Raw genomic sequence first — 19,953 nt, forward strand, 5'->3', positions numbered from 1 at the left:
GCCTTCGAGATTTTCGTACACATCCGTATTGCTGAACCGCAGCACGAAGAAGCCGGCATCTTCCAGCACCCGCGTCCGCCGCGCGTCATATTCGAGCTCGCTGGCCGTGGCATGTGTCACGCCATCGACCTCGATGACGATCTTTCCGTCGATCGTCACGAAATCGACGATGAAGCCGTTGATCACATGCTGCCGGCGAAACTTCCAGCGGGCCAGCTGGCGCGCCCTGAGCGACTGCCATAGCCTTGCCTCGGCGCTCGTTTGCGCGGCACGGAGTTGTCTGGCCCTGGCTTTGAACCTGTCCATGCTTTCCCCCTCACCCGGATCGCAAGGGCGATCCGACCTCTCCCCGGTGGGGAGAGGTGAACGGAGCATCCCCTTTACCTCTCCCCACCGGGGAGAGGTCGCGCCCATTTGGGCGCGGGTGAGGGGGCTCTACTCCGGCCGAACTATCATCCAACTCATCCCCCGGACTCTCTTTGCAGGAGAGTATAGCACGGCGATCCCCGCATCATGACCACCCGCATCGATACCCGTTTCGCCGAACTCAAAGCCGAAGGCCGCTCGGCTTTCGTCACCTTCGTCATGGCCGGCGATCCCGATCTCGCCACCGCGCTGGAGATTGTGAAAGCGTTGCCGAAGGCCGGTGCCGATATCATCGAGCTCGGCATGCCCTTCACCGATCCGATGGCCGATGGCCCTTCGATCCAGGCTGCGGGCCTGCGCGCCCTGCAAGCCGGCACGACGCTGCGCAAGACGCTGCAGCTGGTGCGCGATTTCCGCGCGACCGATGACAAGACCCCCATCGTGCTGATGGGCTACTACAATCCGATCTATATTTACGGCGTCGATAAATTCCTGCCCGATGCCAAGGAAGCCGGCGTCGATGGCCTGATCATCGTCGATCTGCCGCCGGAAGAAGATAACGAGCTCTGCATCCCCGCGATGAAGGCCGGCCTCAACTTCATCCGCCTCGCGACGCCGACCACCGACGACAAGCGCCTGCCGGCCGTGCTCGCGAACACGTCGGGCTTTGTCTATTACGTCTCCGTCACCGGCATCACTGGTGCTGCGGCCGCCGATGCGTCGGCCGTCGGCACCGCGGTGGCACGCATCAAGCGCCACACCAAACTGCCGGTCTGCGTTGGCTTCGGCATCCGCACCCCGGAGGCCGCCCAGGCCATCGCCAGCCACGCCGATGGCGCGGTCGTCGGCACGGCGCTGATCGATGCCCTCAAGGGCTCGCTGGATGCGGACGGCAAGGCGACGGCGAAGACTGTCTCGGCGGTTGCTGACCTGACGGCAGCGCTCGCTGCGGGTGTCCGCGGCGCGAAGCAGGCCGCAGAATAAGCCGAATTGGTCCCTATCGGGACGGAACCGCGGTTGCCGGGCTCGGCCCCAGCCGCCATATGAATATGAACAGCGACGCCCGATCCATGCGACGCGGAGACTGAAATGAACTGGCTCACCAATGTCGTCCGTCCGAAAATCCGCAACATTCTGCGGCGCGAGACGCCGGAGAATCTCTGGATCAAATGTCCGGATACCGGCCAGCTGGTGTTCTACAAGGACGTCGAGAGCAACCAGTTCGTCATTCCCGGCTCGAACTATCACATGCGCATGGGTGCCACCGCGCGCCTGAAGTCGGTGTTCGACAACGAGACCTGGTACGACGTGGCGCTGCCCGACGTGGTCGCCGATCCGCTGAAATTCCGCGACGAGCGCAAATATGTCGATCGCATCAAGGACGCCCGCACCAAGACCGGGATGACCGACTCAGTGAAGGTCGGCTACGGCAAGCTCGAAGGCATGGGCACCGTTGTCGCCGTGCAGGATTTCGATTTCATGGGCGGCTCGCTCGGCATGGCGGCCGGTGAGGCGCTGGTCCGTGGCCTCGAACTCGCCGTCGAGAAGAAGTCGCCCTTCATCGTGTTTGCCGCCTCCGGCGGCGCGCGCATGCAGGAAGGCATCCTGTCGCTGATGCAGCTGCCGCGCACCACCGTGGGCGTGCAGATGCTGCGCGAGGCCAAACTGCCTTACATCGTTGTGCTCACCAATCCGACCACCGGTGGCGTCACGGCCTCCTATGCGATGCTGGGCGATGTGCAGATCGCCGAGCCCGGTGCGCTGATCGGCTTTGCCGGCGCGCGCGTGATCGAACAGACCATCCGCGAAAAGCTCCCCGAGGGTTTCCAGCGCGCCGAATATCTGCGCGATCACGGCATGGTCGACATGGTCGTGCATCGCCATGACCTGAAGCCGACGCTGGCGCGCCTGTGCCGCCTGCTCACCAAGGCGCCGGCTGTCGAAGTCGCGCCGCGCGTCCTGCCCGAGCAGATCGCCGTGGCGCCCGACGCGGTGCCGGCTCCGCAAGCGTGAGCGAGACCGCGCCGACATCATCGCCGCTGAGCGAGATTTTGGCGCGACTCTCCGCGTTGCATCCGAACACGATCGATCTGTCGCTTGAGCGCATGCAGCGCCTGATGGCGCAGCTCGGCAATCCCGAGCGCCGCCTGCCGCCGGTGATTCATGTCGCCGGCACCAACGGCAAGGGCTCGACCATCGCGTATCTCCGTGCGATCCTCGAAGCGGCGGGCCTCGGCGTCCACGTCTACACCTCCCCGCATCTCGTCCGCATGAATGAAAGCATCCGCCTCGGCGGCATGCTGGTGAGCGATGGCGATCTGCGCGACGCCTTTGCCTATGTCGAAAACGTCAATGCCGGCGCGCCGATCACGCTGTTCGAGGCGGAGACGGCGGTGGCTTTCCACATCTTCGCCAGCCATCCCGCAGATGTGCTGCTGCTCGAAGTCGGCCTCGGTGGCCGGCTCGACGCCACCAATGTGATCGAGGCGCCGGTCGCCTCCGTCATCACGCCCATCGCCATCGACCACACCGATTTTCTCGGCGACACCGTCGAGAAGATCGCGACGGAGAAAGCCGGCATCATCAAGCGCCGGGTGCCGGTGATCATCGGCGAGCAGCCGCCTGCAGTCGCCGCGGTCCTCGCAGCACAGGCGCGAAAACAGCATGCGCCGACGCACAGCGCCGGGCAGGAATGGCACATCAGCGTCGAGCGCGGCCGTCTCGTCTATCAGGATGAGCGTGGTTTGATGGATCTGGCGGCCCCGCGCCTGTTCGGTCGCCATCAGTTCGGCAATGCCGGCCTGGCCATCGCGACGCTGCGTGCGCTGCCTCAATTCAAGTTCGATCCCTCCATCTACGAGCGCGGCGTCGCTGCGGCCGAATGGCCCGCGCGCATGCAGCGGCTCACCTCCGGCAAGCTGCTGCCCCTCGCCCCCGATGAGTCCGAGCTTTGGCTCGATGGTGGCCACAATGCCGAAGGCGGCCGTGTCATCGCCGAGGCGCTGGGCGATCTCGAGGAGCGTGTGCCGCGTCCGCTGGTCGTCATCGTCGGCATGATGGCCAACAAGGATGCGACAGGCTTCCTCGCAAATTTCGCCGGTCTCACGCGGCACATCATTGCCGTGCCGATTCCCGATCGCGCCGGTGCCATGCCGGTCGCGACGTTAGCCGATGCCGGACGCGCGCTCGGCATGCGCGTCGAGACGGCGGAGAGCGCCAGCGCTGCGCTGCAATCGCTGCGGCGTCTCGCCTATGAAGTGCCACCGCGCGTGCTGATTGGCGGCTCGCTCTATCTCGCCGGCCATGTGCTTGCCGAAAACGGCACGCTACCGGCGTAACTCTCTGTCATCGCCCGGCTTGACCGGGCGATCCAGTAAACACTGATGGTGCGGTGTGTACTGGGTCACCCGGTCAAGCCGGGTGACGAGATATGGAGTTTGTGGAGAACGGCATGCTACCTGCATGGTATCTGGCGTAACTTCACGCTCAGGGGTCTTCATGCGCTTCGCTGTTCTTGCCGATGTCCACGGCAACTATCTCGCTCTCGAAGCCGTCCTCGCCGATATCAAGGCGCAGGGCCTCACCGAGATCGTCAATCTTGGCGACATGGTCTCCGGCCCGCTCGATGCCCATCGCACGGTCGAGATCATGATGGGCATGAATGCCGTCTGCGTGCGCGGCAATCACGATCGTTACGTCACCGACTATACGCTGGAGCAAATGTATCCGTCGGATCGGTTGGCGCACAGCCAGTTGACGCCGCCGCAGATGGAGTGGCTGCGCGCATTGCCGTTCAGCGCGATCTATCGCAACGAGGTCTATTGCGTGCACGCCACGCCCGATGATGACAACACCTATTGGATGGAAGCGGTGACGCCCGAGGGCGTGGTGCATATGGCCGCTATCGAGAGCATCGAGGCCAAGGCCGCCGGCATTCCGCAATCGCTGATTCTTTGCGCCCACACGCATATCGCGCGGTCCGTGCGGCTTCGCGACGGACGCATGATCGTCAATCCCGGCAGCGTCGGCGGTCCCGGCTATCGCGATATCACGCCATTTCCCCATGTGCTCGAAGTCGGCACACCGGATGCTTGTTACGCGATCATCGAGAAGCGCGGAGATCGCTGGGACGTGACATTCCGGCAGGTGCCGTACGATCACGACGCGATGGCAGCGCTGGCGCGGCAGAACGAGAGCATGGCCTGGGCGAGTGCCTTGGCGACGGGGTGGATCAGGTAAGTTTCGTCTCGCTCTTGCTGTCGTTGCCCGGCTTGACCGGGCAACCCAGTACACACCGCCGCGGCTGCGTTTACTGGTTCACCCGGTCAAGCCGGGTGACGACAAGTGGTGTTTCAAATCCGGCAAACAAAAACGGCCGGCGACATCGTCACCGGCCGTTCCGCAAACTCACATCCGTCTCAGCTTACACCGCCGACGAAATCCACTGCTGCAGCTTTGCCTTCGGCGCGGCGCCGACCTGGCGGGAGGCCATTTCGCCGCCCTTGAAGATCATCAGCGTCGGGATCGACATCACGCCATATTTCGACGCGGTCTTCGGGTTCTCGTCGACGTTCAGCTTCAGGATGGTCACCTTCTCGCCCATGGCGGCCGAGATTTCGTCCAGCGCCGGGGCGATCATGCGGCAGGGGCCGCACCATTCGGCCCAGAAATCGATCACGACCGGGCCGGTCGCCTTGAGCACTTCCGCTTCGAAATCGGCGTCTGTCACCTTGCCAACGGCCATGGTCTTGATCCTCGTCCTGTCCAGTAAAAGGCGCCGATCAGAATCGCGCGCCGGAATGATGCATCCAACCTATGAACGCCCCCTTGCCGGGTCAAGGCGTGCTCACGCAGCGATGATGGCGGCCAGCTCCGCGTCCAGCGCGGCGCTGGAAATCTCCATCATCTCAATGGTTTCCGTCCAGAGCAGCGCGGCGCGGACCGGCCGGTCGGGATACAGCTTGGCCAGCACCCCACGATACAGCGCCAGCTGCCGGATATAGGCTTTTGGCGCGGCCACCAGCTTGCGGGGCGGGTTGTGGTTGGTCTTGTAATCCACGATCCGCACCTCCGTTGGCGTCACCACCAGCCGGTCGATCTGGCCGGAGACGAGGAAAGTGGAGCCGTCCAGACGGCTCAGGCGTCCCGCAACCGCCACTTCCGCCCGGCTGCCAGGCGCGAACAGCGCGGCGAGGCCCGGCTCGGCCAGCAGGCCCAGCACCTGGTTGGCCAGCGTGCCGCGGTCGATGTCGGTCCAGCCGTCCCTCTGCTCCGCTTTGCGGCTGAGGAAAGCCATCGCCGTATCGCGGCGCTTGTCGGGCACGATCTCGGGCAGCGATTGCAGCAGCCGATGCACGAGATTGCCGCGCTGCATGGCCATCTTGCGCTGTCGCTCGGCTTCGCCGGGCAAGGCCGTGAAGCGATCGTCGTCCTCGGCATCGGATGGCCGCAGCAGGCTCTCGCGCCGCGGCTGATCGCCCACTTTGCCATGCAGCCAGGCCGGCAATGCGATCGGGGCGGCCACGGCCGCCGTCTCCGCAGCGCTCAGCGCCGGTGCCGCGTCGCCCGGCTTGGTATAGCGCTTCACCACGCCATCCGGCGGCGGCACCTGCTGCATCTGCAGGCCGGAATTCTCCAGCCCCTTCTGGATCAGGTCATACCAGGAGTGCTCACGCACCGCGTTGCGATTGCCGGGCATGCAGCCGCCGACAATGAGGCGGTCCGCCGCGCGCGTCATCGCCACATAGAGCAGCCGGCGATATTCGTCCTCGGTGTCCTGGATCATCGCCGCGCGGGCGAGCGCGACGGCTTCCGGATCGTCGCTCTTCTTGCCGGCCCATACCACCACGCCCGAAGGCCCCGGCGCCGCATTGCCCTGCGGCACATGGATCAGGTTCATGCGCTGCGAATCCGAGGGCGACGATGTGGTGTCGATCATGAACACCACCGGCGCTTCCAATCCCTTGGCGCCATGCACGGTCATCACCCGCACCTCGTCGCGGGTGATCTCCATGTCGCGCTTCACTTCGGTATCGGCCGCGCGCAGCCAGGCGACAAACCCTTGCAGCGAGGCCGGCGCCTTGCGCTCATAGCCGAGCGCCAGTTCGAGAAATTCATCGAGCGCATCATTGGCCTCGTGGCCGAGCCGCTGCAGGATGCGCGCCCGCCCGCCATCGCCGCCGAGCAGCCAGGCATAGAACGCAAACGGCGTCTCGCTGGCGAAATGTTTTTCACAGGCGATCAGCCGCGCCAGCGCGGCGCCGAGCGTCTTGTCGCCAGCCGCCTTCTCGCCAAGCGAGTCGCGCAGCGATCGTCCATGCCGATCCCATGCGATCTTGTAGAGATCGTCGTCGTCGAGCCCGAACAACGGGCTCTTCAGCACGGTCGCGAGCGCCAGATCGTCCTGCGGCAGCAGCAGTGCATCGGCAAGATTCATCAGGTCGATGATCGCGATATGCTCGGTCAGCTTCAGTCGATCAGCACCAGCCACGGGAATGCCCGCATGCTTCAGCGCCTGGATGATCGCATTGAAAGCCGATCCGCGCCGCCGCACCAAAATCAGCATGTCGCCATAGCGAAGCCGCCGCCGCTTGCCGAGCGGCCCTGTCTCCGTTTTCGCCGCGATCAGCTCCCTGATCTCGGCCTGCACCCGCCGCGCCAGCTTCACGTCCGGGCTGGTTTCCGAGCGTCTGTCGAAGGGGGCATCCCAGCCTTCGATGCTCGGGCGCTCGTCGGGCTGCTCCAGCTCCCACAGGTCGATCAGGCTCGGCCCGGCATCGTCCAGGGATTCATGCTGCGGATAGGCGCTCTCATTGTGGATGCTGCGATAGATCGCGGGATCGCGAAACACATGATCCACCGATTGCAGGATCGCGCCGCCGGTGCGGAACGAATAGGTGAAAGCGACCGGATCGAATTTCAGACCCGCTTTGGTGAAGCGCGCCTGCAGCGCGCGCCGTCGTTCGTCGAATTCGCGCGGTGCGGCACCCTGGAACGAGAAGATCGATTGCTTCTCGTCGCCCACGGCAAAGATCGTGCGCTTGGCGCCGTCGCGCGCGCCTTCGCCGGAGGTGAATTCCGCGATCAGATGGGTGAGGATGTCCCATTGCCGCGGGCTCGTATCCTGCGCTTCATCGATCAGCACATGATCGACGCCGCGATCGAGCTTGTAATGCACCCAGCCCGCCGCACCGGAATCGAGCAGCGCCAGCGTCTGGTCGATCAGGTCATCGTAATCCAGCAGCCCGCGCTCGATCTTCTCGCGGCGATAATTCTCCGCCACCTGGCTCGCGATCACCAGCAGCGATTCCGTGCGTTCGCGCATGGCGACGCCGCGGCGGCGGTCCAGCAGCGGGATGATGCGATCGCCTTCGCGTTGCAGCGTGGCGAGAATGCCGGGATGATTGTCGGCAATCTTCTTGGTCGCCAGCGATTTGCGCAAGCTCTGCTCCTTGGTCAGGAACAGTTCGAGATATTTTTCCACCTGCTCGGTGCCGGACAGCACCAGCGCATCGCGCAGCCGCGTGGCCTGGTCGCCATCGGTCTTGCTGCCGGTCGCGAGGCTCTCCGCCGTGGCGATCCACTCCTTGCGCGGCAGATGCGGGCCATCGACGATCTCCAGCTCGATGGCTTCGCGCGTATCCGTCGGCGAGACGCCGAGCGTTGCGCACAGCTGCGCCATCGCGGCATCGGTGGTGCCGGCGCGCGCGATCCAGGCCAGAAATTGATCGCGGCTGAGACTTGCTTCGCGCACCACATCGCGGAAGGTCACATCGGCCGCCGATGTCATGGCGATGGTCAGCGCGCGGCCTTCGGCGCTTGCGGGCGCAGCTGCAGCCGCAAGCAGCACCTTGAGCGAGGCGCGCTCCATCATCTCGTTCTGGTCGCGGTCGTCCAGCACGCTGAAGCGGGCGGGCACATTGGCCTCGAATGGAAACTGCTGCAGCAATCGGGTGCACAGCGCGTGGATGGTCTGCACCTTCAGCCCGCCCGGCGTCTCCAGCGCGCTGGCGAACAGTTCGCGCGCCCGCGCGCGCAGTTTCTTGTCGGGCGTTGCCACGCCGGCATTGCGGATTTCCGCATCGAGTGCCGCATCATCCAGCGTCACCCAATGGCCGAGCCGCGTGAACACGCGCTCCGCCATATTGGCGGCCGCGGCCTTGGTGAAGGTCACGCAGAGAATCTTCTCCGGCGGCACATCATTGAGCAGTAGCCGAATGACGCGATTGACCAGCACATAGGTCTTGCCGGAGCCGGCATTGGCGGAGACGAACACCGAGGATGTCGGGTCCGACGCCAGCTTCTGCTTGGCCGTTGCAGCCTCGGGAATATTGCGCGGGCCGCTCATGACTCGCCTCCGCCGCCATTGGCGGACCATTCCTTGATGCGCGCGAGATCGTCATAGGCGCCGTAGCGGTTCGACCACATGGAGAGCGCGAGCGATGTGTAGCCGGTGGCCTCGTCCTCGAACTTGCGGATCAGCGCTTCCAGCTTGGCGCGCGCCTCGATGGCGGCATCGTCGGGATGCTGGGCCTCGTCCTTGCGCTCGATGCGCAATTCGATCGGCTTTTCCTCGCCCGGCGGATTGTTGCCGCTGAGGCGGACATAAGTGAGTTCGCTCACGGAGCTGCCGGCGGCGATGCCGCGGAAGCCGCCCTCGCGCAGAATCGCCGCTTCCAGCGTCAGCTGCGGCGACAGGCCCATGCGCACCTGTTTGCCGGTCGGCGGATTGCCGGTCTTGTAGTCGAGCAGCGCAAAGGTGCGGTCGGTGCGATGCTCGATGCGATCGGCACGGGCCGAGAGATGGAAGATGCGGCCATGATCGAGCGGGATCGCGATCTCGCCGCGCGTCTCGGCATCGATGCTGGCCACATTGATGCGCCGTTCGATTTCCCAATTGGCAAACCAGGATGCGATGCGCAGGAAGCGCGGCCACCACAGCGCCTGCGCTTCCGGCCGGTTCATCAGCGGATCGAAATGCACCTTGCCGATTCGACGAAGCGCCGCAGCGGGATCATCCGGCAAGGCCTTGCTGAATTCCAGCGTGAAGTCACCGATCGCATTGTGGATCGCCGAACCACGATCGGCGGCGGACAACGGCATGTCCACGGGATCGAGCGGCGCGAGCTTCAGGATGTATTTCGCATAGATCGAATAGGGATCGCGCAGCCAGTCCTCGATGGCGGTGACGGAGAGTCGCAGCGGGCGCGCATCGCGCGGCGGCTTCGGCTCCGGCTGCGTGATCGGCGTGACGGTGTCGGGCTGGTCGAGTGTTTCCGCATAGCGAACATAGATCTCGCCGGCTTTCACCGCGGCTGTCCAGCGTTCCTCACCGGCGACCGCTTCCATGCGATGCAGGAAGCGCGAGGCCACCGCCGGCGCGCCGCCGACTTTCGCCGCATGGCTGAGGATCACCTCGTCATGGCCGAGCAATTGCACGAAGTCATGCGCGGTGAGGCCGATGCGGCGTTCCGGCAGGTCGAGGCCGAGCTGGTTGCGCATCGGCCGGCTGAGCCAGGGATCGATGCGCGGCGACGGCGGCCAGATGCCCTCGACAAGCCCGCCGAGGATCACGCGATCCGATTGCGTGAGGCGCGCTTCGAGCTGGCCATAGATGCGCAGCCGCGCATTGGCCACTTCCGGCCGCCGCACGATGCCATCGGCAAAGGCGGTCTGGAATACATCGGGATAGTCGCGGAGCTGTAGTGTGAGGCCCGAGAGAACGAGGCGATCGTCGCCGCCATCCGCGGGCGTTTCCATGACGAGGAGATCGTCGAACACCTTTGCCAGCGCATTGCCGCCGGTGCGGCCGGCCAGCGCGACGGCGGCACCTTTGTCATCCCGTGACAATCGCTCGATGGCTTCGCGATGTTGCTGTGCCACAGCCGAAAAATCAATCGGCCGGATCGGATGGATGCCTTCCAGCGGGGCCAGCGCCTTCTGCAGCTCCGAGATCAGATCATCGACGCGATCGAGTTGTTCGCCGCTCAGCTTCGTGCGCGGCTCGGCGCGATGCAGCATCGATGGTTCGTCGCGATAGAGCTTGCCGAGTTCGTCGCGGAACCGGGCAAAATCCTGCTTGAGTCCCGAAGTGCCCGCTGCCGGCCGCGTGCCGCGCAGCAGCGCCAGCTCCAGCGTCTCGATGGCATCCCGCCATCCGTGGGCGGGCGCACCAAGCCGGAACAGCGGATGCTTCAGCAGCGCAAGCAATGTCGCTGGCTCGAGTTGCTCTGCTGCCGCTTCGGCAACAAGCCGCGCAAAGATGCCGGCGGATGTCTCGGTCAGCGCATCGCCGCCGGAATCATCGAACAGCAGATTCCATCTTCCCAGCGCCGCCATCACCCGCCGTGCCAGCGCGCGATCGGGCGTCACCAATGCGGCGGATTTCTTCTGCTCATGGGCCTCGCGCATCGCAATCGCGATCGCGAGCGCTTCCATTTCCGGATTGGCAGCGGCGATGACGGAGAGCTTCGTCATGCCTGCAGCGATCTTCTGCTCGACTGCCGGCTCGCTCAGCCGCTTGTGCCACTGCGCCGTCGCGTTCGACGGCCGCATCGCTTCCGAGGCCAGCAATTCGCGCCCATGTGGCAATGGCGCACCGAGCGTGATCACATCGCTGCGCTTGATGTTGAAGCGCTCCAGCAGCGCATGCAGCGCATATTGCGGATGATTCGATGCGGAGGATTCGACGAAGCCGAGCACATCCCGGCTGCCGCCGATCAGTTTCCACGAGGCCTCGTCGAGATCGGTATCCAGCCCCGGCAGCACCACGGCGCCTTGTGCAAGCTGCGCCACCGCGTGCAGGAACTTTGCCGTGGTCGGCATCGAGCCCGTCGAGCCCGCGGCGATGATCGGCCCGCCTGTATGGGCCTTCAGCCTTGCTGCTTCCGCATCGATGAGGCGATCGCGCCGCACCGCTGGTTCGATCCGGTTGCGGCCCTCCAGTTCGGCGGGCCACCATTCGCGCGCGATCTTGAGGAAATCGAGCGTCAGCTGCCAGTAGCGGTCATGCGCATCGGGCACCAATGCGTCGAGCTCCGACCAGGGCACCTGTCGCGTCGCCATGTCGTCCATCAGTCGCGCGAGATCGTCGCCGAGCGCCAGCATCGAAGCGGGACCGCCGGCCACCAGCGGCGCCTGGGCGGGATTGTCGGGCCTGATCTGCTTCGCCCAGGCCCCGATCAGTTGCGCCAGCAGCAGGCGGCGCTGCAGGCCGTCGAGGGCGTCAGGCACGTCAGGCAAATCCAGCGCATCGGGCGCTGCGGCATGGGCGAAAGCGAGTTCTTCCTCGTCCACATCGCCGAGCGGCACGATGCGCGGCAGCAGCACCGCGTCGCCGCCGAGCACGTCGAGAAACACCTCCTGCGCCATGCGCCCGGCCCGGCGCGTCGGCAGATAGAGCGTGACGGTGGCGAGTTTGGCGCGATCGCTGCGCGCTTCGAAGCCCGGCACGAGATCGCCATCCACCAGCGCCGTGATCAGCGTGCGCAGGAACGGCGCCGAGGATGGAATGGTGAAAACGCGCATGAGCGACCCGATTCGAGAACGGGCGCATCATGGCATGGGCCGAGACCGGAAGGGAGTCAGGCTCTCCGCCACCTCATGGTGAGGAGCGCGCTCTTGCGCGCGTCTCGAATCATGAGCTGGCCTAGCTCGGAGCGTGCCACTATCCTTCGAGACGCCGCTGCGCGGCTCCTCAGGATGAGGGTGGAGTTCGGGATTACGCCACGCTCGCCAGGAACGCGTCTTCCGCAGCGCGCACCGCGTCGGGCGTGCCGACATGCATCCACACGCCGTCCATGCGCAGGCCGTAGAGCCGCTCGGCCTCATTCGCGCGGTCGAACAGTTTTGTCAGCGCGAATTCACCTTGCGGCGCATCCGCAAAAATCGCCGGCGAGATGATGGCCACGCCGGCATAGACGAACGGCACCACCTGGTTTTCCTTGCGGCGGCGCAGCGTGCCGTCGGGGCGCATCTCATAATCACCCTTGCCGCTATAGCCGATGCTGTTCGCCGTCGGCGCCATCAGCAACAGGATGTCCATCTTCGCCGGATCAAAACTCTCGGCGAGGCGCACCAGATTCGGTCGTGCGCCGTCGATCCACATCGTATCGGCATTGAGATGATAGAACGGCTCGCTGCCCAGCAGCGGCAATGCTTTCACCACGCCGCCACCGGTGCCGAGCACCTGGTCGCGTTCGTCGGAGATCGTGATCTTCGGCGCCGTGCGTGTCTTCACATGATCGATGATCTGGTCAGGCAGGTAATGCACATTGACCACGGCTTCGCGCACATCGACGGCCGCGAGTTTATCCAGCACATGATCGAGCAATGGCTGGCCGGCGACGGGCACCAGCGGTTTCGGCATGGTCTCGGTCAGCGGGCGCATGCGCAGCCCGAGGCCAGCAGCGAGAACCATGGCTTTGGTGGGTTTCACGGACATGACGTTGCGTCTCGAAAAGCGATTCTGAATCGATTGGTGGAAAGTGTAGCACGGGGCGCGCAGTCGCGCATAAATTCATCGAGCAATAAGGGCGCGACATGACGTCGGTGCGACATGCCGCATGATCACGCGTCGGCGTCCTGATTCTCCGGTCGTTTTGAACTTTTCTTCTTCTTGTCGCCCGGCTTGAGGAAATTCACGCCGATCTGGTCGCCATTCACCCAGCCGAGTTCGCAGCGGCGATAGGCGAGGCCCGTGGATGACAGCAGCAGGAAAAATTCTTTCAGGTGCAATCCCTCGACCGAGGTCTCGACAGTCAGCTTCGCGCCAGTCTCGGACACATCTTCGAGAATGCAGGCGCGACGCCAGGTGCCGTCGATCCCCATCATCTGCGCGGGAAAGCCGCGCTCGAACACGACCCGATGGTCGCTGCGTTGGTCCGTGTGTGCCATGACCGATCCCTACTCAGTACCGATAGCCCCGCAAACGAGGCTTTGGCCGATCTTGAGGACGAGACTAAGGCGATCGTGGCTAAGATTGCGTTAAGGATTGGGGCAGCTCCGTCCCTCATGGTGAGGAGCGCGCCCTTGCGCGCGTCTCGAACCATGGAGCTGGCCGGGCTCGGAGCCTGCAGCCATCCTTCGAGACGCCGCTGCGCGGCTCCTCAGGATGAGGGCCGAGTTACCCAGGCGCCGGTACATATCTCTCATACCACTCGCGAAACGCCGTCAGTCTCGGATGCGCCAGTGATCGATTGAGATAGGTCCAGATCCGCGGCTGATGCTTGAGATAATGCGGCTTGCCATCGCGGCGATTGAGGCGCGCGAAGGTGCCGAGCAGCCGCGTGTTCCGCTGCGCCGACATGATCGCATAGATCTCGGCAAACGACGCCGGATCGAAATCCGGCTCCGCCGCGAGCCGCGCCTTGATATAGCGCGTCAGCATCGCAAGCTCGATGGGCTCGGGCACGTCGATCCGCGCATCCTGCAGCAGCGACACGACATCATAGGCCGCATGGCCGAGCACCGTATCCTGGAAATCGATGACGCCGACCTGATTGATGCCGTCGCGCGCGGGCAGCCAGATCATGTTCGGCGAATGGAAGTCGCGCAACACCCAGGTGCGCGGTGCGGCTTCGATCGATGTCAGCAACTCGCGCCACAGCGCAAGAAACTCCGCCTGCAACGCGTCACTCGGGGCAGCATCGCGATCCGGCAGATACCATTCCGGCATCAGCCCGACCTCGATCAGCAGCGCGTCGGTGTCGAAGACGGGAATCGTATAGTCCTGATGCGGCAGCAGCGGCAGCGTTTCCGGCAGTTGCTTGCCATGCAGCACCGCCAGCATGTCGGTGGCCGCCTGATAGCGTTCCACGATTGGTGCAGGCGGCGATCCCTCGATCACGCCTTCGATGCCGAAATCTTCCGTGATCAGAAAGCCCGCATCGAGATCGGCGTGATGGATCGCCGGCGCCGAGATGCCTTGCGCGCGCAGCCCGTTTGCAATCGCAACGAACGGCTTCACATCCTCCGCCAGATGCACCGCGGCGCTGTAGGACTTGCCGCCATAGACAGGCGCGCCGTCGGGGCGTTTCGGCGCATTCATCAGGATGAAGACGCCGTCGTCGCGGATCAGCCGCGCATAGGAGCGCGTCGAGGCATCGCCTGCCATGCGCCGGCGTCCGGCATCGAGAGTGCGCGCTTCTTCCAGGAATTCGCGCAAGCTCTGCAGGCGCTGTACGATCGCTGCAGCCTTGCCGTGCCCGGTAATCTCCGCGGCGCGCGCGAGCGAGCCCAGCGCAGGCCGATGCGTCAGCGCGATATCGATACGATCGGCGGGCAAATCGCCTTCGGCACGTTCCGGCCATTCGATCAGCGCCACCGTGCCTTCGGGCAATGGCGAAAGGCCGATCTCCTCCATCTCGGACGGCTCGGTGATGCGATAGAGATCCGCATGCACCAGCGGGAAGGATGGCAGGTCGTAGCTCTGCGCCAGCGTGAAGGTCGGGCTCGGCACTTCGAGTTCGTCATCGCCGGCGAGATAGCGGATCATCGCGCGGGCCGCCGATGTCTTGCCGGCGCCGAGATCGCCGGACAGGGTGATGACATCGCCGGCGCTGATCAGCAGCGCAAGATCAGCCATCAGCGCGGCCGTGGCGTCTTCATTGGGCAGCGCGAGGGAGAAGGTTGCGGGTTCTGTCATGGCCGGGCTCCGACACCTCTCCCCACCGGGGAGAGGTCGATCCGGCGTAGCGCAGCGAAGCCGGAGCGGGTGAGGGGGCCTCCCCAAGCGCCGCCGTCCGCTTTTGCCCCCTCACCCGGATCGCAAGAGCGATCCGACCTCTCCCCGGTGGGGAGAGGTGAACGGAGCGCTGTCGAAAGGTGAGCAGCCCCGCTCATTCGGCCGCGTTACGATGGGCGGTTTGGTCCAAAGGGAAGTCGCAACTCACTGTGGTGCCCCTCCCAACCGCTGAGTCGATCCGCACCTTGCCGCCATGCAGTTCGACGAAGGAGCGCACCAGCGACAGGCCGAGCCCGGCGCCGCGATGGCGCGAGCCATTGGCGTGGCTTTCAAACCAGTCGAAGATCTTGTCCTGCTTGTCCTGCGGAATGCCGGGGCCGCGATCGGTCACCGAGAAGGTGATCATGTGCTCGGTGCGCGCCGCTCTCAGCGTGACAGCTGAATCATGCGGCGCAAAGCCGACCGCATTGGCGAGCAGATTATAGAGCACCTGCACCACGCGGCTCTCGTCGCCGATGAAGCTGCCGATGTCAGAGGCGACGTCGATCTGCAGCGCGATGCGGTCGCGCGCGAGACGATCCTGCACGCCTTCGGCCGCAGCATCGATGATCGCGCGGATGTCGATCGGGCCGAGATTGAGCGACATCGCGCCGGCATCGATGGTGGCGAGATCGAGGATGTTATTGATGATCGCCAGCAGCGCCGAGGTCGAGGTGGTGATGTAGTCGAGATATTCGGCCTGCTTGGCCAGCAGCGGCCCTGTCGAGGAATCGCTGAGCAGATGCGCGAAGCCGATGATGGTGGTGAGTGGCGAGCGCAGTTCGTAGGAGACGTGGTGGACGAAATCCACCTTCATCTGGTCGGCCGCCTCGAGCGCCTCATTGCGCTCGCGCAGTGCACGCTCGACATTCTCGGCGTCGGAAATGTCCTGGAAGGTCAGCATGGTCGCGCCGTCCGGCAGCGGCATGCACATGCAGGCCAGCACGCTGCCGTCCTTGCGCTCCATCTTCAGCGGCACCGGCGCGCGATTGTCGATGGAGGTGATGGCGCCGCGAATGGTCTGCCAGACGGCAGGCTCGTCGAATAGCGGCCGACACCAGGTCTCGACCATCTCGATATGCGGCTCTTGCGCCAGCGCCTCGTCGGAGAGGCGCCACATCTTTGCGAAAGCCGGATTGAACAGCTGCGCGCGGCCATTGCTGCCGAACACGGCCACGGCTTCGCCGAGGGCATCGAGCGTTTCGCGCTGGACGCGGATCAGTCCGTCGAAGCGGCGGGCGAGATCGAGGCGTTCGGTGACATCGTCATACAGATAGGTGACGCCGCCTTCGGGATTCGGCGTGGTGACGATGGAGAGCGCGCGGCCATCCGGCAGATACCAGACGTCCTTATGGGCTTCATTGGCGTGATAGGCCTCGTGCAGCTTGTTTTTCCAGGTGCGGAAATTCGGCTGCTCCGGCAATTTGCGCGCCGCGCGCAGGCGATCCAGCACGCTGGAATCGTCGGGATTGCTGTCGAGGAAGGTGCGATCGAGGTCCCACAGCCGGCGATAGGCATCGTTGTAGAAAGCCAGCCGACGCTGGCCGTCGAACACGGCGACGCCGGATGACAGCTGATCCAGCGTGCGGCGATGCGCTTCCGCCATGCGGACGAGTGCCGCCTTCAGGGCTGCAGCTTCGGATGCATCGATGGCCATGCCGGCGCTGCCGGCGCCGATGCGCGCGGCATGTACGTCAAAAATCTTGCGCTCGCCGGAAATGACGAGGGGGATGCGCGCGGCAAACGGCTGGTTGTCGTTCAGCGCATGCGCAAGGCTGTCGCGGTGGTCGCTGTCGAGGAGCTCGAGATTGCGGCCGATGGCGTCGGCCGTATCGGCGGCTTCGGTCGCGCGCACATAAGCGGCATTGGCGAAAGCCAGCTTGCCATCGGCATGGCGCGCCCAGATCGGCGTCGGCGCCGCATTGGCGAAACCGCGCAGCGTGTCGCTTTCTTCCGCGAGGCCCTTATAGCGGAGGGTCATTTCGGCGAGCTCACGGCGCAGGCCGGAGAGTTCGCGAATCCGCACAATGGCCTGCCCGCCGATGGCGCGGCCCATGGCTTCGATGGCGCGACCTGTCGTGGTGGTGAGATTGAGCACAAAGCCTTCACCGGCATCGAGCAGCGCATCGACGGCATGGTCCATGCGCAGCGCCGGTTCCGGCGGCAGCCAGGTTCCGAAAGCGAGAATGCGCTGCGGCTGATGCGCCTGCGGATCCTGCGACATCATGATGGCGGTATCGCCGGAAATTTCGGGGCGGGTTTCGCCGGCGGCCCAGGAGACCAGCACCTGCGGCTCGGTGAACAGCAGCGCGCGAAAGCGATCGGCTTCGGTCTGCACGGCATGGAGTTCGTTGCGCAGTTTGGTCTCGGTGCGCGCGGCGCGCTGGCGATTGCGCATCAGCAGGATCGCGCAGACCACGGAAAAGCCGAGCACGGCGCCGCCGGTGGTGAGCGCTGCAATTTCCTGGCGATCGAGATCGACCAGGCCGGCGAGCGTGAGGGGCGAGCCCTCGGCGGCGAGCGCGTGGGAGGCGAGTGCGACGGACGCACCGACGCCGACAAGCCCGTCACGCACCATGGCGGTGCATGAGAGCAAGGTCCGACGCATCATCGCGACCACGCCTGGCATTCTTCGCCCCAAAACCGCACGACTCCCCAGGCGGTCCCCGCACCACCTCAAACGAATCGGTGGAGGATATCTGCTTCGGGACTCGCCGGGTAAGAGTCCAGACCGTGAACGTGAATCAGGGGGTTAAGAAAAGCGGCGGCGTTTGAATCGAATTGCGCGGAGTGTGGCGAAAAGACTCGGTCTTGCTGTCTCGTAGGATGGGTTGAGCGCAGGCGCGCAGCGCCGGAGCGATAACCCATCGGCGGAGTGAGCCACATCGTTCGGCCGATGGGTTTTCGCTTCGCTCAACCCATCCTACGATCAGGCGCTTTATCTCCCCGTCGAACCAAACCCGCCGCTACCGCGCTCGGTCTCGCCCAGAGCCGTCACCGTCACCAGTTCCGCCTGCTCGACCTTCGCAATCACCATCTGCGCGATTCTCTCACCGCGCTTGATCGTGAAAGCTGCACTGCCGTGATTGATCAGGATCACCGCGATCTCGCCGCGATAATCCGCATCGATCGTCCCCGGCGAATTCAGCACCGTGATGCCATGCTTCGCCGCCAGCCCGGAGCGCGGACGCACCTGCGCCTCATAGCCCGGCGGCAGCGCAATGCTCAGTGCCGTCGGCACCATCGCGACCTTGCCGGGCTCCAGCACCACCGGCGCGGAATCCGGGACCGCCGCCAGCAGGTCCATCCCCGCGGCATGCGCGGTCTGATAGGCCGGCAGCGGCAGGCCCGCGCCATGCGGCAATTGCTGGACTTCGACTTTGACGGTGCTGCTCATGGTGTCTCTTTCGCAATGGCGGAAGCGATGCGCGCGACAAGCGTCACGGCGACATCCTCCTTGCTCATCGGCGCCCATGAATCAACGGCGATCTCGCCGCTCTCCTTGTCGCGCGTGAGCAGGTTCACAGTGTTGCTGTCGCCGCCCATAATGCCGGTGGCCGGCGAGACGTCATTGGCCACGATCCAGTCGCAGCCCTTGCGCTTGATTTTTGCAGTGGCGTTGTCGATGAGGTGCTCGGTCTCGGCCGCGAAGCCGATGACCAGCGGAGGACGATTCGATTCGCGTTTCGAGATCGTCGCGAGGATGTCCGGATTTTCTGTGAGCTGCAGCGGCGGCATCGCTTCGCCGGCCTTCTTCTTCAGCTTTTGCGCGCCTTCATTGACGACGCGCCAGTCGGCAACCGCTGCGGCTAAGATCGCGATATCGACAGGCAGTGCGGCCTCGACCGCGCTCAGCATATCCCGCGCGGATTCCACATGCTTCACGTCCACACCACGGGGCTCATCGAGCTCGACCGGGCCTGACACCAGAATCACGTCAGCGCCCGCCGCACGCGCCGCATCCGCGATCGCATAACCCTGCTTGCCCGACGAGCGGTTGGCGATATAGCGCACGGGATCGATCGGCTCATGGGTCGGCCCCGCGGTGATCAGCACGCGCTTGCCCCTCAGCGGCTGTGGACGTTGCGGTCGCAGCAGCGCATTGGCGGCTTCCGCAATCTCCGTCGGCTCCGCCATGCGCCCGACACCGGCTTCATTGCGCTCGGCCATCTCGCCGGCATTCGGCCCGATCATGCGGATGCCATCGCGCTGCAGCTGCGCGACATTGCGCTTCGTTGCAGGGTTGCCCCACATCAACGGATTCATCGCCGGCGCGATCAGGATCGGCTTGTTGGATGCGAGAAGAATCGCGGAGGCGAGATCATCCGCATGCCCGTTCGCCATCTTGGCCATCAGATCCGCGGTCGCCGGCGCCACGACGATCAGATCGCATTCGCGCGCGAGGCGGATATGCCCGGCATCGAACTCGCTCTGCGGATCGAACAGGTCGGTGTAAGCGCGCTCGTTCGAGAGGGCGCTCGCAGCCAGTGCCGTGACGAATTTTTGCGCGGCCTGGGTCAGCACGACCCGGACATGGATGCCGCGCTCCTTGATCCGGCGGATCAGGTCGAGGGATTTATAGGCCGCGATGCCGCCGCCGATGATCAGCGTGACCTTGGGCTGGCTGCCACTATTTTGCCGCAAGATTTCGCGCGAAGCGGGCGGTGAAGCCGCATTTTCGGGGAGCTGTTCTTGCGGCAAACCAGCGGCCGCACGATGGCCGCCTTGCGACGCCTCACGCAAAATGACCCGGACTTCGTCCTCCACGGACCGCCCGTTGCGCGCCGCCCGGAGCCGGATTTCGTCGCGAATGGCGTCGTCGAGATTGCGAATGGAGAGATTGGCCATGCGGCGCCTCGCGCTGT

14 protein-coding genes are annotated in these 19,953 nt (G+C 64.8%); 4 read left to right on the forward strand and 10 right to left on the reverse strand.

Features of this window, described 5'->3' with window-relative positions; genetic code table 11:
- A partial coding sequence (locus ACIQ2A_RS09765; protein WP_398478361.1) for an endonuclease domain-containing protein occupies positions 1 to 306 on the reverse strand: 306 nt, incomplete at its 3' end.
- A 207-nt stretch (positions 307 to 513) separates the two neighbouring features.
- Between ACIQ2A_RS09765 and trpA the strand changes: the two genes are divergently transcribed.
- The 4 genes from trpA to ACIQ2A_RS09785 all read left to right on the forward strand — a co-directional run bounded on the left by trpA (position 514) and on the right by ACIQ2A_RS09785 (position 4,605).
- Positions 514 to 1,350 (forward strand): tryptophan synthase subunit alpha, encoded by an 837-nt coding sequence (gene trpA / locus ACIQ2A_RS09770; RefSeq protein WP_398478363.1) that lies wholly within the window; start codon positions 514 to 516, stop codon positions 1,348 to 1,350.
- Positions 1,351 to 1,455: 105 nt separating this feature from the next.
- Positions 1,456 to 2,379, forward strand: coding sequence for an acetyl-CoA carboxylase, carboxyltransferase subunit beta (accD, locus tag ACIQ2A_RS09775; RefSeq protein ID WP_398478366.1), 924 nt, complete (start codon positions 1,456 to 1,458; stop codon positions 2,377 to 2,379).
- Positions 2,376 to 3,704, forward strand: coding sequence for a bifunctional folylpolyglutamate synthase/dihydrofolate synthase (locus ACIQ2A_RS09780; RefSeq protein WP_398478368.1), 1,329 nt, complete (start codon positions 2,376 to 2,378; stop codon positions 3,702 to 3,704). The genes accD and ACIQ2A_RS09780 overlap by 4 nt, the downstream gene beginning before the upstream one ends.
- A 160-nt stretch (positions 3,705 to 3,864) precedes the next feature.
- On the forward strand, positions 3,865 to 4,605 hold the full coding sequence (locus ACIQ2A_RS09785) for a metallophosphoesterase family protein (protein ID WP_398478370.1): 741 nt from the start codon (positions 3,865 to 3,867) through the stop codon (positions 4,603 to 4,605).
- A gap of 184 nt (positions 4,606 to 4,789) precedes the next feature.
- Here the strand turns inward: ACIQ2A_RS09785 and trxA are convergent, their stop codons facing one another.
- The 9 genes from trxA to coaBC form a co-directional block, all read right to left on the reverse strand.
- Positions 4,790 to 5,110: a thioredoxin gene (gene trxA / locus ACIQ2A_RS09790; RefSeq protein WP_398478372.1), complete on the reverse strand. Its 321-nt coding sequence runs from the start codon at positions 5,108 to 5,110 to the stop codon at positions 4,790 to 4,792.
- A gap of 102 nt (positions 5,111 to 5,212) precedes the next feature.
- The gene (gene addA, locus ACIQ2A_RS09795) at positions 5,213 to 8,713 is read right to left on the reverse strand and encodes a double-strand break repair helicase AddA (RefSeq protein WP_398478375.1); all 3,501 of its coding nucleotides are present in this window, start codon (positions 8,711 to 8,713) and stop codon (positions 5,213 to 5,215) included.
- Complete coding sequence (gene addB, locus ACIQ2A_RS09800; protein WP_398478377.1) at positions 8,710 to 11,892, reverse strand: double-strand break repair protein AddB; 3,183 nt, start codon at positions 11,890 to 11,892, stop codon at positions 8,710 to 8,712. The genes addA and addB overlap by 4 nt, the downstream gene beginning before the upstream one ends.
- Positions 11,893 to 12,085: 193 nt before the next feature.
- Positions 12,086 to 12,808 carry a nucleotidyltransferase family protein gene (locus ACIQ2A_RS09805; protein ID WP_398478379.1) on the reverse strand — a complete coding sequence of 241 codons (723 nt, stop codon included), beginning with the start codon at positions 12,806 to 12,808 and terminating at the stop codon, positions 12,086 to 12,088.
- A gap of 125 nt (positions 12,809 to 12,933) precedes the next feature.
- The gene (locus tag ACIQ2A_RS09810; RefSeq protein WP_398478381.1) at positions 12,934 to 13,260 is read right to left on the reverse strand and encodes a PilZ domain-containing protein; all 327 of its coding nucleotides are present in this window, start codon (positions 13,258 to 13,260) and stop codon (positions 12,934 to 12,936) included.
- A gap of 229 nt (positions 13,261 to 13,489) precedes the next feature.
- Entirely contained in the window at positions 13,490 to 15,010 is a 1,521-nt protein-coding gene (tsaE, locus tag ACIQ2A_RS09815; RefSeq protein ID WP_398478384.1) for a tRNA (adenosine(37)-N6)-threonylcarbamoyltransferase complex ATPase subunit type 1 TsaE, read from the reverse strand.
- A gap of 193 nt (positions 15,011 to 15,203) precedes the next feature.
- A complete protein-coding gene (locus tag ACIQ2A_RS09820; protein WP_398478386.1) occupies positions 15,204 to 17,717 on the reverse strand; it encodes an ATP-binding protein in 2,514 nt (837 codons plus the stop codon).
- 309 nt (positions 17,718 to 18,026) lie between these two features.
- Positions 18,027 to 18,485, reverse strand: coding sequence for a dUTP diphosphatase (gene dut, locus ACIQ2A_RS09825; protein WP_398478388.1), 459 nt, complete (start codon positions 18,483 to 18,485; stop codon positions 18,027 to 18,029).
- Positions 18,482 to 19,936 (reverse strand): bifunctional phosphopantothenoylcysteine decarboxylase/phosphopantothenate--cysteine ligase CoaBC, encoded by a 1,455-nt coding sequence (gene coaBC / locus ACIQ2A_RS09830; RefSeq protein ID WP_398478390.1) that lies wholly within the window; start codon positions 19,934 to 19,936, stop codon positions 18,482 to 18,484. The genes dut and coaBC overlap by 4 nt, the downstream gene beginning before the upstream one ends.
- Between the last annotated feature and the right edge of the window lie 17 nt (positions 19,937 to 19,953).

This window comes from Tardiphaga sp. (genome assembly GCF_044336785.1).
Taxonomy (GTDB): domain Bacteria; phylum Pseudomonadota; class Alphaproteobacteria; order Rhizobiales; family Xanthobacteraceae; genus Tardiphaga.